This window comes from Colwellia sp. NW0002-52-1 (assembly GCF_057550865.1).
On sequence record NZ_BAAJLU010000009.1, the window covers coordinates 120,313 to 135,408 of the forward strand.

Genomic DNA, 15,096 nt, shown 5'->3' on the forward strand with positions numbered 1-15,096 from the left:
TGTAATTAAAACGTATAACAATAATATTTTTTAAGGGTAAATTATGACAATTGAACATGTGAACCAAGCGAAGCAAATAAAAACTCAAGCGTTTACCGACCAAAAACCAGGCACGTCAGGCCTTAGAAAAAAAGTTAAGCAATTCCAACAACCGGGTTATTTAGAAAACTTCGTTCAAGCCGTGTTCAATACCATAGCGCCTTGTGCAGGTAAAAAATTAGTTATTGGTGGCGATGGGCGTTTTTATAATCGTGAAGCGATACAAGTTATTATTAAAATGGCTGTCGCGAATGGTTTTTCTCATATTTTAGTTGGACAGGGCGGAATTTTATCAACACCCGCTGCCTCATGTGTTATCAGAAAAAATAAAGCTTGTGGTGGTATTATTTTATCAGCTAGTCATAACCCAGGTGGTCCTGATGAAGATTTTGGTATTAAATTTAATGCTGAAAATGGTGGTCCCGCACCTGAAAAACTTACCGATGCGATATTTCAACAAACCTTATCGATGGCGCAATATTCAACTATTGATGCCGACGATATTAACCTTGATAACCTAACAACACTACAACTTGCACAATGCCAAATTGATATTATTGACCCCGTAAGCGATTATGCCGATTTAATGGAATCAATGTTTGATTTTTCAGCCATGAAAGCCTTAATTTCAACCGGTGATTTTCGTTTATGTTTTGATGCTATGCATGCGGTAAACGGTCCTTACGCCAAAGAAATTATTGAAAACCGCTTAGGTGCGCCCGTTGGCTCGGTTATTAACGGCGTGCCATTAACCGATTTCGGTGGTGGTCACCCTGATCCTAACTTAGTTCACGCTCATGAATTAGTAGATTTAGTTTATGGTGAAAAAGGCTTAGATTTTGGCGCTGCCTCAGACGGTGACGGCGATCGAAACATGGTACTTGGTAAAGCGTTTTATATTAATCCGTGCGATAGTTTAGCCATATTAACCGCTAACGCTAGCCTAATTCCTGCTTATGCGAAAGGTATTGCTGGTGTGGCGCGTTCAATGCCAACAAGTAGAGCGGTTGATCGTGTCGCCGAAGCAATGAATATTCCGTGTTTTGAAACGCCAACAGGTTGGAAGTTTTTTGGCAACTTATTAGATGCAGGAAAAATAACCTTATGCGGTGAAGAAAGCTTTGGCACCGGCTCTGATCATATCAGAGAAAAAGATGGTTTATGGGCAGTATTGTTTTGGCTTAATTTAATTGCGGTTAAAAAGCAGCCAGTAAGTGAAATTGTTGAAAACCATTGGTTACAATATGGTCGAGACTACTTTACTCGTCATGACTATGAAGCAGTAGACAGTGCTAATGCGCATGAGATGATCAGTCAATTAAAAGCTAAAATCCCTACTTTATCTGGCCAAGAAATCTTAGGCGTTAAAGTGACATCAGCTGATGACTTTGAATATATTGACCCCGTAGATAACAGTAAAACTACCGCACAGGGGGTTCGCATTTATTTAGAAAATGGCGGAAGAATTGTCTTTAGGCTTTCAGGTACCGGAACACAAGGTGCCACCTTAAGAGTTTACTTAGACTGTTTTCAACAAGACTCAGCTTTGTTAGCACAAGAAACACAACAAGCCTTGAGTGAACTGATTAAAATCGCAGAATCTGTTGCAGGCATTAAACAATTTACTGGCAGAACTCAGCCTGATGTTATTACATAATAATGACTTTTGAATCGCTAGACTGCGCTAAATTAGCACCTAAGTTAGCAAGCACATAAGCACGTAAAATAAGTAATAAATAGTTAAGAGAAAAAAGGGAAAGCATGAAAATACTAATGGCAGCCGCTGAAAACGATGCATTACCTCGCGGAAAAGTTGGTGGCATAGGTGATGTTGTTCGAGATATTCCTATTGCCCTAGGTAAAATTGACCAGCAAGTCGATGTGGTTACACCTAGCTACGGTTCTTTTTCTAAATTAGAAGGGGCAAAGTACGTAACATCCATTGATGTATCGTTTGGCTCGCATCAAGAGAAAGTTGATATTTTTAAAGTATCGTTTAAAAAGTCGGCAAAAAACTCATCGAAAAATGTTACACAGTGGGTTATTGAACATCCTTTATTTGCCATAGGTGGTGAAGGAAAAATTTATTGTGATGATCCAAGTAACAGACCTTTTGCTTCAGATGCTAGTAAATTCGCTTTGTTCAGTGCAGCAGTAGCTAAAGCCATTATTAGTGATGTGTTTGGTAAAATTGACGTATTACATTTACACGATTGGCATACGGCTATGGTGTCAGTGTTACGTGCTTTTGCCCCTGAATATCAGCAACTAAAAGCCATTAATACTGTTTTTACTATTCATAACATTGCCTTACAAGGTATTAGGCCGTTTGATGGCGATCAGTCTTCATTAAAAGCTTGGTTTCCAAACTTGGCTTTTGATTACAGTAAAATTAACGACCCTCGTTATCACGATTGTTACAACCCAATGCGCGCTGGTATTACCTTGTCAGATAGAGTACATGCGGTTTCGCCAACCTATGCGAAAGAGATATTACTGCCAAGCAATGTTGAACAAGGCCATTTTGGTGGCGAAGGCTTAGAGCTAGATTTACGCCATGCCGCCGATACAGGCCGTTTACATGGTATTTTAAATGGTTGTGAATACCCTGATAGCACAAAAGCGCCGCTTAAGCTCAAAGCTTTATTAACATTATCAGCCAAAGAAGTGGTTAAATGGTTAGGCGATAAGCCATTAGTTGAACAAGCACATTTAGTTGCCGCTGCTCGTTTAGCGCAAGTAGCGAATAAAAGTTATAAAAACCCGCCATTGGTATTAACATCTGTTGGTCGAATTACCGATCAAAAAGTACGCCTTTTTCAAGAAATAATGTCGAATGGCAAAACCGCATTAGAACATTTATTAGCGATATTAGCCGATGATGGCGTTTTTATTTTATTAGGCAGTGGTGATAAAGAGCTTGAAGAATTTTTAACAAATATTGCCATTAAGCATAGTAATTTTATATTCCTCAAAGGCTATTCTGAAGCTTTATCATTGAATATGTATAACTCAGGTGATTTATTCTTAATGCCAAGTTCATTTGAGCCTTGTGGTATTAGTCAAATGTTGTCGATGCGAGCAGGCCAGCCTTGTTTAGCGCATAGTGTAGGCGGCCTAAGCGATACCATTAGTCATAATATTAATGGCTTTAGTTTTAACGGCGCTGATCCACTTCAACAAGCACAAAACATGCTCAGTTGTTTTCAATCAGTTTTAGCGATGAAAAAACATAGTCCAACAGAATGGGCCGCGATATCTGATAATGCGTTAAAATCACGATTTTTATGGAGCGATGTTGCTCATGATTATATTAAATATTTATATAATCATTAATAAAGCTGTGCGTGCTTAATAAGCTAAATTACTTACTTAAAATTGCTACAGGCGTAGAATATGGTTAATTCCATCTAATGTGTTGTAGAAAGTTTAGTGTTGGGCATTCAGCTTATATTTTATAAATTTCATCGATAAAGTGGGTACTTAGCTTAAGTTTTGACGTAGTATTTTAGTGATGTAGTCGTTATACCTATATTCATTAAATCCTGATTTAACCTCAGGACTGCTGACAGAGAAACTCTATGCTAAAAAATTGTGCCCAAATATTTTCATCTCTACTTATTGGCCTTATTTGTTCCTTATCGGTTTATGCTGAATCAACAGAGCAAATGTGGCCAGGAAGCGAATATAACCCATTAATACCCACTTTCAAAAGCGTGCTAGGTTATGACGTAGGCGAGAGAATATCTAATCATGGCGATATGTTACGCTATTTTGAAGCATTAGAGCGTGCAGCGCCTTCGCACATTAAACTCTTTGAGTACGGTAGAACATGGGAAGGTCGTAAACTCATTTATGCTGCAATTGGTAACGCAAAGGTTATTGCAAACCTTGATGATTATTCCGAGAAAATGCAAAAATTGTCTGATCCACGCCTGACTGACAAAAGTGCGGCTAAAAGCTTAATTGAGCAACTTCCGTCGTCTGTTTGGTTAGGGTACAGTGTACATGGCAATGAAATCAGTGGTACAGATGCTGCTATGATGACAGCTTACCACTTACTCGCCGCGCCAAATGAAACGACAAATAGTAAAATTTTAAAGAATACTTTGGTCTTTATTGATCCGCTGCAAAATCCTGACGGACGTAGCCGGTTTACTAGCCGCTATTATGCAACTGTGGGTATGCAACATAGCGATGATAGATTAAGTGCTGAGCACAATGAACCGTGGCCTAGTGGCCGTTCAAATCATTATTTATTTGATATGAATAGAGATTGGTTAGCGATAACTCAGCCTGAAACAGCTGGGCGTATTAAGGCTATGAATCACTATCGCCCGTTAGTAGTGATTGATTTACATGAAATGGGCGGTGACAGCAGTTACTACTTTTCACCTGCTGCAAAACCTTTTAATCCGCATATGACCAAAACGCAAATTGATAATATGTCTGCCATTGGTGAAAACCACGGTAAACATTTTGATCGTTTAGGTTTTGACTATTTTACCCGAGAAATATTTGATGCTTTTTACCCCGGTTATGGCGATAGCTGGCCCGTGTTTTATGGCGCTTCAGCTTCAACCTACGAAGTTTCTTCATCGCGTGGTGAGTTATTCAAAAAGCAAACTGGCGAAACGCTAACCTATAAAAATACCGTTCAACGCCATTTTGTGGCATCAATTTCTACCGCTGAAGGCGTTGCAGATAATCATCAAAAGCTTTTAAACGATTATTATCATTATCAAACCAGTGCAATTAAAGCGGGTAAAAATAATAAAGAACGGGTTTATATCTTGCCGAACAAGCGCAATGTTGCAGGTAATCATAGGCTTGCAACACTGATGGCGCAGCATGGCGTTGAAGTTAAACAAGCTCAAAAAGATTTTAAACAATGTGGTAAGAGCTATCAGGCAGGGGCTTACTTTATTGATACCGCACAACCTAAAGGTCGTTTTGTAACAACAACCTTTACCCAGCAAGTTGATATGTCACCAGCCTTTGTTAAAGAGCAAGAGCGCCGACGAGCAAGAAAGTTAGATGATGAAATCTATGATGTTACGGGTTGGTCTCTACCGTTAATGTTTGATGTAGATGTTGACGCTTGTTCAAAAACGGTAAAAGTTGCTAATAACCTAATTGAAAGTGACAACAAACTTAATGGTCAGGTTATTAACCCTGATGCGACAGTGGCCTTTTTAGTACCATGGGGTGATATGGCGGCAGGTCGTTTTTTAACGGCGGCTTTACAGCAAGGCATCACCATTAAAAGTGCTGACCAAGCGTTTACTTTAGCTAATAATCAGCAGTTTACTGCAGGTACCTTAATTATTGAAAAGCGTCGAAACGATGACGATATAGCAGCCAAAATTACCGAAATAGCTAAAAGTACGGGTGCTCAAGTTCAAGGTGTTGATTCGAGTTGGGTTACCAAAGGGCCAAGTTTTGGAAGTGGTAACACCGTGACTATGTCGGCGCCTAAAATAGCGATGGCATGGGACAATCCGGTAAGTTCGCTAAGTGCAGGTAATACTCGATTTGTGATTGAGCGACAGTTTAATTACCCGGTTACGGCTATACGCACAACGACCCTCAAAAATGCCGACTTATCAAACTACCAAGTACTTATATTACCAACAGGTGATTATAAAAAAGTGCTTGGTGTTAATGGGGCAGACAATATCAAACAATGGGTCGAGCGTGGTGGTGTGTTGATCACCATAGGAAGTGCAACACAATTTGCCGCTGAGCACGACATTGCTTTACTCGATGTTAAAAGAGAGCGTGCGTTTAAAGATACAACTGGCGATAAGGCAGCATCAGCAAAAGCAATTGAAGGTGAGTCTATGGTTGATGGGCAGTTGCTAGCAAGTAAGTCTGCGTTAATATCGGCTAGTGAAAATACGCAGGAAAAACCTGACTTTGTTGCCGGTGTTTTGGCAAATATTGAGGTTGACCAAGAACACTGGCTAACGGCTGGTGTGAATAAAAACTTAGCAGCGATAGCCTACGGAAACGATATATATACTCCAATTAAACTTGCGTCGGGTAAAAATGTAGCCTGGTTTAGTGATGCAGAAAATGTTTTAGCTAGTGGCTACTTATGGGCTGAAAATAAAAAGCAATTGGCCTATAAACCTTATCTTATTCATCAACCTATGGGGCGTGGCATGGTGATAGCCTTCACCCAAGAGCCAACCACTAGAGCTTACTTAGATGGTTTGAATGTTATGTTGATGAATACAATTTTTAGAGCTGCGGCGCATGCCTCACCACTAAATAAATAGTTTAGGCATTGCTTAGATAGTCATTAAGGGTAAATTTTAAGATTATATGACAAGGCTGTAATGGATTTGAAAAAAGCGACGTAAGTCGCTTTTTTTATGTTTATTTCTTGGTGTAGTTTTACTCTCACAGCTCAAAGACTTTCTTGTTTACCCTAATAAGTAACGCTTTGATTTACTCTAGTCAGAGATAAAAATTCATCATTGAACTCTCATCAATCCGCACATTTTTATTGTTAATATCAATTTATAAATTTTGATGATTTTCTAACAAAATATGTTTTTTGACTCGCGGTAATTTCCATATGATATAAACAGGAATAATACTTAACATTAAAAGAGTTAATTGTTCAGCTTCATTTATAGGTAATAACTGTAATAAATAAACAATAACTGCAGATCCGCTCATTTGCATAAAACCGAGTAATGCTGAGGCTGAACCTGCTCTTTCACCAAAAGGTGCCAGCGCTTGACCTGCACAAGCGCCCATGAGAAAAGAAAAGCCAAGCGAGCTGGTCATTATGGGTATCATAAAAGCCATTGCGGTTTGCCAAGGCAATAAAGCTAACATTAGTAAACCGGCTAAAATCAGTAAAAACATACCTAAACCTATGGTAACTCTGGCACCATATTTTCTTAAAAATTTAGGCGCTAAGAAACAGGCAACAATGTTAATTGCGGCATTAACGCTAAACCAAAAAACAAAACTTTGTTGATCTAAACCTAAACGCACCATTAACCAAGCTGGCGAGCTACTAACATAAGCAATAATAATCGCCATTGATAACATAACCAGTAGAGCATTAAAGAGAAATACGGGGTGTTTGATTACCGATGAAAAGTGGGACAAAGAAATAAGTTTTTTCTGTTTTTCAGTGTTAGTTGGCCGAGTTTCTTTAAGCGTGAAAAATAAAATTAAACCGGCAAAAACAGCATACCCGGTCATAAACTCAAAGTTACTACGCCAACCAAAGTTTTCTGTTAAAACATTGCCCAACAACGGAGCAAGGGCAGGAATACAACAAATGGCGCTATTTAAATAAGAATACATTACGCCACTTTCAATGGCATTGTACTTATCACGTACACTGGCAAAAGCAGAAACTACAATCGCACAGGCACCAAAACCTTGTATTAAACGGCTAGCAAGGAAAAAACCTAAACTCTCAGAATAAACCGCCATAATAGAAGCCAAGCCATAAATTATAATACCGCCTATAGCAATTGGGCGACGTCCATAACGGTCGGCAAGTGGCCCACTGATTAATTGACCAAACCCCATACTCAAAATAAATATTGTAACGCTCCACTGAATTTGGTTCATAGGAACGACGAAATCTGCTGCCATGATAGGCAAAGCGGGTAAAAAAATGTCGATAGCTAATGGGCTAAAAATAACCATTAAAATCAACAGGGGGAATAGTTTTTTATTTGTCATTTTAGTCTCAATTATGATGACTGCGCAGTATAAGATATTGCGGTAGCGAGCAGAAGGTAATTATTGTTATTTTACGTAACATTTTACTATGTAATCCCTTATGTTATGAACATTATCTCGGTTTACCTCTGCAAAAAGCACTTTTGAAAGGAGCAAATATTTTAGCCTAGAAAAAGAGCATAGCTGATAATATTAAACTGATTTAAGTATTTTCTTGTCGCGCATTTTTAGGCGTGTAAAATAGCGCCATTATTTACTATCTTCACTATGATTAAATTTATTTATGTTCGAACTAAAATATCAAACACCTAAAGCTTGGGCCGAAGTTGTGCTGAGCGACTTTGACGCCTTTTTAACTGATCATGCTGCTGCAGAAAAAAAAGCTTCTGGTATGGCGATGTCCATGATCTCACATTACCCTGATCGTAAATCTGTTGTAAAAGCGATGGCCGATTTAGCGATTGAAGAGCTTATTCACTTTAAACAGGTATTAAAGCTAATTTATGCTCGTGGTGGACAATTAGGCGCAGATGAAAAAGACCCATACATTAATCAAATAAGAAAAGTATTTCGCAACGGTAGCGATGTGTTTTTTATGGACCGATTAATCGTAGCTGGTGTTATTGAAGCACGTGGTCATGAACGATTCTCACTCATTGCTCAAGCATTACCTGAAGGCAAAGATAAAGACTTTTATCAAACTATTGCCAAGTCAGAAGAGAAACATAAAAACTTATTTATTGAGTTAGCTTACGAGTATTTTGACAAAGCAGAGGTAGATCAACGCTTAGCAGAAGTGTTAGATATTGAAGCTGATATTTGTGCGGCACTGCCACATAGAGCCGCGTTGCATTAATCAAGCACAACACTAAGCTGAGCTAATAAACGTCAGCTTACATGTTGCTTTTAGGCAATATAGACAATAAATAGAATAAGTAAATGAGTAAAAAAATGACTGATCTACAGCAGCACAAAACATCAGCTAAATACCTTACTCATTATGCTGAACCTGAAGTGTTATCGTTAGCAACATTTCCAGAAAAAAACGTTTATCAACACGTAATTGTTATACCCGCATTTCAAGAATCAACACAATTTATTGAACGCTTTATTGATTCAGTGCTCGTTGAGCAGCAATGCTTAATTATCGTGGTTATTAATCAACCCGATAGTGACTTTGGTCGACAGCACCACCAAGATCAAATTGATTTAGCACAGCATATTGCTAACCAAGGGCAAGAAACTTGGCAGCAAGATAATTTACGTCTTATTGAACTCTGCACGGCTAAGGAAAATGGTGTTAAGGAAAATAGTGCAGAGCAAAGAAACACTGAGCAAAACAGTGCGAAGCAAACTAAAAATGTTAATTCCTCAGTACTAATTGTTGACCGTTACAGTAAACCTATTCCAACAGATCAAGGTGTTGGATTAGCAAGAAAAGTTGGTGCTGACTTAGCGATTAAACTTGCTGTAACAGGCAATATAGTATCGACTTGGGTACATTCAACTGACGCCGACGCACATCTTCCAGACAACTATTTATCTGCGCATAACAGCGATAATTCAGCACTAAAAAATGCAGCAGCTACGTGTTGCAATTTTTTTCACTACAGTGAAACCGCGTTTATTCATCAAGCAAACCAGCGTTATGAAAATGCCTTACGTTACTACGTGGCTGGTTTAGCTTATGCAAAATCACCTTATGCTTATTTTACCATTGGCAGTATTTTATCTTTTGATATGTTGGCCTATTGCCAAGCGCGAGGTTTTCCTAAGCGCAGCGCGGGGGAAGATTTTTACCTACTCAATAAACTCGCAAAACTTGGTAGAGTTACATACCTAAATAATGTAATGATAAAGCTCGATGCGAGGCCATCACAACGTGTACCTTTTGGCACAGGTCCAGCCGTGCAACATATAATGCAACTTGAGTCGCAAGGCTTAGATTATGCTTATTATCACCCTGAAATTTTTACCGAATTAAAAACCGTACTAAAAGCATTTGAAAGTTTATGGAAAAACAAACAACACCCACAAGCTTGGCTCGCTGAATTATCTCAAATAAGCCAACAAGCTTTAACTCATGTCGGGTTACTTTCATTTATCACTAAACAAAGCACGGCAAAACAAGAGCAATTCGAAAAGCAATTGATCGTATGGTTCGACAGTTTCAAAACCTTAAAGTTTATTCATGCATTACGTGATCTTGGTTTAGAGAATATGCCATTAGAAAAGGCGATAGAGCGTGCCGCTTTTAACTTATAAGTTTGCTTTAGTATTTAACCTGAACTCTGAATAAGCAGCACTTGCTCAATGCTCCGTTTTAACCCATTCTCTGCGTTAAAACGTCAATAAATATCTCGCTATTCATAATCGTTTTGCCTTGGTAGTGACATAAAATGCAGCAATGATGGCGTATATTCGTGATGTTCACCTAGCGATAGCATTTACTTTACTACCTAAGCTTTTGATTCATTTGAGAATCAAGCACTCATTATCTAGCGTTCAGCTTACTTAGCTTATTAAGAGCAATTGCATAATAAAGTTTTAAGCAGCTGCTCAAAATCACTGCCTATTTTACTAATAAGTTATTGTAATAATATTAATATTGGATGATTTTTCTTGGTATTCACTGAATTCTTATTTATGCTGAAAGCTCAACATTCAACGATAACAGTTAGGAACGACAAATATGCAAACCCTAGTTGCCAATGTATTGGCTCAAATAGAATCTGTCGTTATTGGCAAACCTCACCAAGTAAAGTTAGCTTTGGCATGTTTGCTCGCTAAAGGTCATATTTTAATTGAAGATCTGCCGGGCATGGGGAAAACCACCTTAGCAAACACCTTAGCGCTTACCCTTGGATTGTCGTATCAGCGTATTCAGTTTACTTCTGACTTAATGCCTTCTGATGTTATTGGCGTTGCTATTTTTGATGAAACCAGTAAGTCATTTCAATTGCATCCAGGCGCTATTTTCAACCAAGTGGTATTGGCGGACGAAGTTAACCGTGCAAGCCCTAAAACCCAAAGCGCCTTGTTAGAAGCTATGGAAGAAGGGCGAGTAAGTGTTGATGGTGTTACGCATGAGTTACCGGCACCATTTTTTGTTATCGCTACGCAAAACCCGATGTCGCATGCCGGCACTTATCCTCTACCTGAATCTCAGTTAGACCGTTTTATGATGCGCATTTCTTTAGGCTTTCCAACGGTAGATGCCGAACGAAGAATCCTTCAATCAACGGCTTCTCATCGCGATGTAGAGGATGTTAAAGCGTTTTTAAAAGTAGAGCAGTTACGAGAAATTCAGCAGCTCATCTCAAGCGTTAGAGTTGCCCCTGAGATTGTTGATTATGTTATTGCCTTATGTCGCGTTAGCCGTCTTAATGAGTCAAAAGCGAAAGCGTTATCGCCACGAGCCGGTAAATCTTTATTAGCCGCAGCTAAGTCGTGGGCTTTTATGGAAAATCGTGATTATGTTATTCCTGAAGACATACAAGCGGTTTTCTCGCCTGTGTGTGAACATAGATTAGCACCACAACAACATCATATTTTTGAACATGCAGATGAAATATCGCAACAAATTTTATCGCAAGTTGATCCAACTAATCCGCTAGGTTAAAGGTACAGAGTCAAATGCTTAAGCACTATTGAGTAAGTATGAATAAGTCTTATGCCAATATAACAAAGCGAAAATGCAGCAATGCAATTGAGTTGAGAGCGAAAAAAAGGGGGGACTAATTGCTAACTATACGAAAAAACACAATATTTTCATCACTTAAAGCAAGTATTAAAAGCGCCCTTAATTTGCGTTTTAATTCTTGGTTAGCACGACGCATTCCAAAACACAGTCAGCAAATTATTAACCATCGTAATATTTTCATTATACCCACACGTTTTGGCGCTGGTTTAATGGTGTTTATGTTATTACTTTTTCTACTGGGGACTAACTACCAAAACAACGTTATTATTTTAATCAGTTACTTGCTGGTTAGTTTTTTTGTGGTGGTTTTACTGCACAGTTTCTTTAATCTTTCAGGTCTGAAATTTCAAGCAAATAGTGCTTTGCAAGGCTTTGTAGGTGATCAGGTTTACTTTCCATTAAATGTTTCTAGTAAGAAAGAGCGTTTTAATATTAGCTTTAGTTTTGATCAAGTTTTAAACGATGTTAATAGTAGTGAAGTCGATAACAGACTTAGCGCAAACGAAAGTTATAATAACCAATCTAACGAAGTAACTCTCACTGAAGTCGCTAAAGGCGATAATAATATTAGAGTTCCTTATCGTATTTGTAAGCGAGGGGAATATTCACTAGGGCGGCTATTAATTATTAGCGAATTTGGTTTTGGCTTATTTAAAACTTGGACACGATTAGACTTTGCTCAGCACGTTACTGCTTTTCCAAAACCAGTTGCTAATGTGTGGCTTGATAAAGAGCAAAGTGTTGCTGGTGAAGATGTAGAAAATAAAACTCAAAGCTACCAAGACAGCTTTCAACCCGGCCAAGATGAATTTCATCAATTACAACATTATAAATTAGGTGAGCCGCTGAGCCGTGTTGCATGGAAGCATGTTGCTCGCGGACAAGGTTGGTTCACAAAACAATATCAGCAGGCATTATCAGGCAAGTTACAATTAGACTTTTCACAACTACCTGCCGGCACAGTCGAGCAACGCTTAAGTTGGTTAAGCTATGCGATTAAAGATTGTAGCGAAAAGCAAATTCCCTTTTCGTTAAAGTTAGCTGAACACACCGTTGAATACGACCACAGCGCGCAACATACGCTAAAATGCTTAACCGCGTTAGCACGTTATTGAGTGCAAAATGACTAAAATGACCCAACCAAACCTGAAACAAAGCGTTAAACAAAAACCTAACGCTAGCACAGCTAAAAAAGTAGCGGTTAAAAGCGGCCTAAAGCTTAATAGTAAAATGTATTTCGGTTTGTTAACTTTTCAGCTGCTTAACCTTTTAACCTTAGTGCTGCAGTTTAATTTTATATATTTGATCTTCGCCATCTTTGCCTTAGCGTTGCAGTTTATGGTGCATTTTAAAGCTTTTCGTCAAGCTGCCTCTAACACTAATCCAGCGATAACTTTACACGCATCACCGAAAATTTTTCCGTCTTGGATCATTTTAGTGTTAGCACTATCAGGCAGCGTAGGTATTGCACTGGCAGGACAAACCTTAGGGCTTCTGCTGAGTATGATCCATTTATTATGTTTTGCTTACAGTTTGAAATTATTCGAAATAACGTCTCGAAAAGATTTATATCAGTTGGTTGTTTTGGGCGTTTTTGTTGCCACATCGTCGTTGATTTTCATTCAATCTATTTATTTCTCCATTGCCGTTATTGTTTTAGTGTTAGCAAATTTTTGGATTTTAATTCATTACTTTGCCCCAACAATGGCGCTGCCAAAACAAACTAAATTATTGGCTAAACTGAGTTTGTATTCGGTGCCAGTAGCGATAGTTTTATTTATCGTTTTTCCAAAATTAAGTCCTTTTTGGCAAGTACCTAATGTTGAATCAGCAAAGGTTGGTCTTTCAGACAGTGTTAAAATTGGTGATATTGCCCAGCTAGCTTTGTCAGATGAATTAGCGTTCAGGGTGAGTTTTCAAAATAATAATCCAGAGCATGCGCAGCTTTATTGGCGAGCAATGGTTTTAGATGATTTTGATGGAGTTACTTGGCGACAAGATCAACAAGAAGAAGGTCAACACAATAAGCAACGTTATGGCTCCGCTTCATTAAGTCATACAAAAGATTCAGTGGATGTTGCAATAAAAGGTACAGGGTTAGCTTATCAAGTTATTGCTGAACCGAGTTTTCAGTCTTGGTTGTTTGCACTAGATTTTGCCACCAGTGAGCAAGGTAATATTGGTCAACGAGATGACTACGCTTTATTTTATCGTGGCATTATTAGTCAAACCTTAAGTTATCAAGTAACTAGCTATCCCAAGGCTATACTCGCTCCGAATTTAAGCGAAGAATCACGCGCATTGAATTTAGCACTAAGCACAGACAACAACCCTAAATTATTGGCTAAAGCTCAACAGCTACGTAAACAATATAGCGAAGATAAAAGTTTAATTAATCATGTATTAGCAGAGTTTAATCAACAAGATTATTTTTACACTCTGCAACCTCCGAAATTAAATAATAATAGTTTAGATCAGTTTTATTTTGATACCAAAGCTGGATTTTGTGAGCATTATGCTAGTACGTTTACTTATTTAATGCGCGCCGCTGGCATTCCTGCGCGTATGGTTGTGGGCTATTTAGGCGGCGAGTTGAATCCGAACGGTAATTACTTAAGCGTTTACCAGCGTAACGCCCATGCTTGGTCAGAAGTATGGCTACCTGAAAGTGGTTGGCAGCGTGTTGACCCAACAGCAGCGGTTGATCCAGAGCGAGTAGAACGTGGATTTTCTAACAACTTAAGACAAGAATATAATCATTTATCATCCGGGCTTTTTTCGATGCAATCGTTACGCGCTATGCAGTGGTATCAGCAACTTAAAATGCAAATTGACGCTATTGATTATCAATGGACACGTTGGGTTATTGGTTATACTGGCCAAAAACAATCGCGGGTAATGGCGCAGCTAATTGCAAGTATTAAGCAAAGTAAAAACATAGGTTATTTTATACTGATATTAGTCGGGGGAGCCTTGCTGTTTTATCTTCTTAAATCAGTGCAAGTAAAAGAAAAACCTATAGATAAAATTAAGGCGCTATATTTAAAAAGCTTAGCATTGCTAGCGCAGCATAATGTAGTGAAAGTAAAATCAATGACAGCACAACAGTTTGCCCATTTTGTTGATGCAACACGACCCGAGTTATCGGCACATTTTGCTCCTATTTCTAATAGCTTTACGCAATTAGCTTATCAAAATTTTGATCAAATTAGCCAACAGGAACGTAATGAACGCTTGGTTGCAATACAAGGTAGTTACCGGAAGTTACGTTGGCGGTTATGGCTAGCCAAATAGGCAATGAGGCAACAGTAGAGATTGTACCAAAAGGGCAGTTGACGGCTAAGTATAATCATTTTATTGCATGATACCTTTGTCTAGTCTACTGATAATCATATACCCGAGTATTTCGACAAGAGGACTATTATCAATTATTAATCTAGCCAATATTCTGCTTTGGTCAGGTTAAATCATTGAGAGTCTACCCAATAGCCTCGAAAAAAGATTGTAATACAAACTTGACGAATTAAGATGTTTACTTTGTCATGATGATAATTGAATAAATTGTGTAACACTTAAGCCTTCTATCAAAGGCTTAAGACTACATTGCTCTAACCCATCAGCATTAATCAACAGTG

General features: G+C 38.4%; 9 protein-coding genes. 8 read left to right on the forward strand and 1 reads right to left on the reverse strand.

Features of this window, described 5'->3' with window-relative positions; genetic code table 11:
• The first annotated feature begins 43 nt into the window (after positions 1-43).
• The 3 genes from AC27H3_RS10985 to AC27H3_RS10995 all read left to right on the forward strand — a co-directional run bounded on the left by AC27H3_RS10985 (position 44) and on the right by AC27H3_RS10995 (position 6,323).
• Positions 44-1,696 carry an alpha-D-glucose phosphate-specific phosphoglucomutase gene (locus AC27H3_RS10985; protein ID WP_487106156.1) on the forward strand — a complete coding sequence of 551 codons (1,653 nt, stop codon included), beginning with the start codon at positions 44-46 and terminating at the stop codon, positions 1,694-1,696.
• Positions 1,697-1,800: 104 nt separating this feature from the next.
• Positions 1,801-3,375, forward strand: a complete 1,575-nt coding sequence (locus tag AC27H3_RS10990; RefSeq protein ID WP_273311956.1) for a glycogen synthase — start codon at positions 1,801-1,803, stop codon at positions 3,373-3,375.
• A 245-nt stretch (positions 3,376-3,620) separates the two neighbouring features.
• Entirely contained in the window at positions 3,621-6,323 is a 2,703-nt protein-coding gene (locus tag AC27H3_RS10995; protein ID WP_487106158.1) for a M14 family metallopeptidase, read from the forward strand.
• Between the two features lie 244 nt (positions 6,324-6,567).
• On the opposite strand, the gene AC27H3_RS11000 is transcribed toward AC27H3_RS10995, so the two are convergent.
• The gene (locus tag AC27H3_RS11000) at positions 6,568-7,758 is read right to left on the reverse strand and encodes a multidrug effflux MFS transporter (protein ID WP_487106160.1); all 1,191 of its coding nucleotides are present in this window, start codon (positions 7,756-7,758) and stop codon (positions 6,568-6,570) included.
• Positions 7,759-8,041: 283 nt separating this feature from the next.
• On the opposite strand from AC27H3_RS11000, the gene AC27H3_RS11005 reads away from it, so the two are divergent.
• The 5 genes from AC27H3_RS11005 to AC27H3_RS11025 all read left to right on the forward strand — a co-directional run bounded on the left by AC27H3_RS11005 (position 8,042) and on the right by AC27H3_RS11025 (position 14,755).
• On the forward strand, positions 8,042-8,614 hold the full coding sequence (locus tag AC27H3_RS11005; RefSeq protein WP_487106162.1) for a MiaE family protein: 573 nt from the start codon (positions 8,042-8,044) through the stop codon (positions 8,612-8,614).
• An 83-nt stretch (positions 8,615-8,697) separates the two neighbouring features.
• Entirely contained in the window at positions 8,698-10,023 is a 1,326-nt protein-coding gene (locus tag AC27H3_RS11010) for a hypothetical protein (protein ID WP_487106164.1), read from the forward strand.
• A gap of 427 nt (positions 10,024-10,450) precedes the next feature.
• Positions 10,451-11,380 carry an AAA family ATPase gene (locus AC27H3_RS11015; RefSeq protein ID WP_487106166.1) on the forward strand — a complete coding sequence of 310 codons (930 nt, stop codon included), beginning with the start codon at positions 10,451-10,453 and terminating at the stop codon, positions 11,378-11,380.
• 119 nt (positions 11,381-11,499) lie between these two features.
• Complete coding sequence (locus tag AC27H3_RS11020; RefSeq protein ID WP_487106168.1) at positions 11,500-12,576, forward strand: DUF58 domain-containing protein; 1,077 nt, start codon at positions 11,500-11,502, stop codon at positions 12,574-12,576.
• A 7-nt stretch (positions 12,577-12,583) separates the two neighbouring features.
• Positions 12,584-14,755, forward strand: a complete 2,172-nt coding sequence (locus tag AC27H3_RS11025) for a transglutaminase TgpA family protein (RefSeq protein WP_487106169.1) — start codon at positions 12,584-12,586, stop codon at positions 14,753-14,755.
• The last annotated feature ends 341 nt before the right edge of the window (positions 14,756-15,096 follow it).

What these genes read in the sequence shown, in the direction of transcription:
- AC27H3_RS10985 (WP_487106156.1), top strand. Translation starts at nt 44, where the DNA reads ATGACAATTGAACATGTGAACCAAGCGAAGCAAATAAAAACTCAAGCG.
- AC27H3_RS10990 (WP_273311956.1), top strand. Translation starts at nt 1,801, where the DNA reads ATGAAAATACTAATGGCAGCCGCTGAAAACGATGCATTACCTCGCGGA.
- AC27H3_RS10995 (WP_487106158.1), top strand. Translation starts at nt 3,621, where the DNA reads ATGCTAAAAAATTGTGCCCAAATATTTTCATCTCTACTTATTGGCCTT.
- AC27H3_RS11000 (WP_487106160.1), bottom strand. Translation starts at nt 7,758, where the DNA reads ATGACAAATAAAAAACTATTCCCCCTGTTGATTTTAATGGTTATTTTT.
- AC27H3_RS11005 (WP_487106162.1), top strand. Translation starts at nt 8,042, where the DNA reads ATGTTCGAACTAAAATATCAAACACCTAAAGCTTGGGCCGAAGTTGTG.
- AC27H3_RS11010 (WP_487106164.1), top strand. Translation starts at nt 8,698, where the DNA reads ATGAGTAAAAAAATGACTGATCTACAGCAGCACAAAACATCAGCTAAA.
- AC27H3_RS11015 (WP_487106166.1), top strand. Translation starts at nt 10,451, where the DNA reads ATGCAAACCCTAGTTGCCAATGTATTGGCTCAAATAGAATCTGTCGTT.
- AC27H3_RS11025 (WP_487106169.1), top strand. Translation starts at nt 12,584, where the DNA reads ATGACTAAAATGACCCAACCAAACCTGAAACAAAGCGTTAAACAAAAA.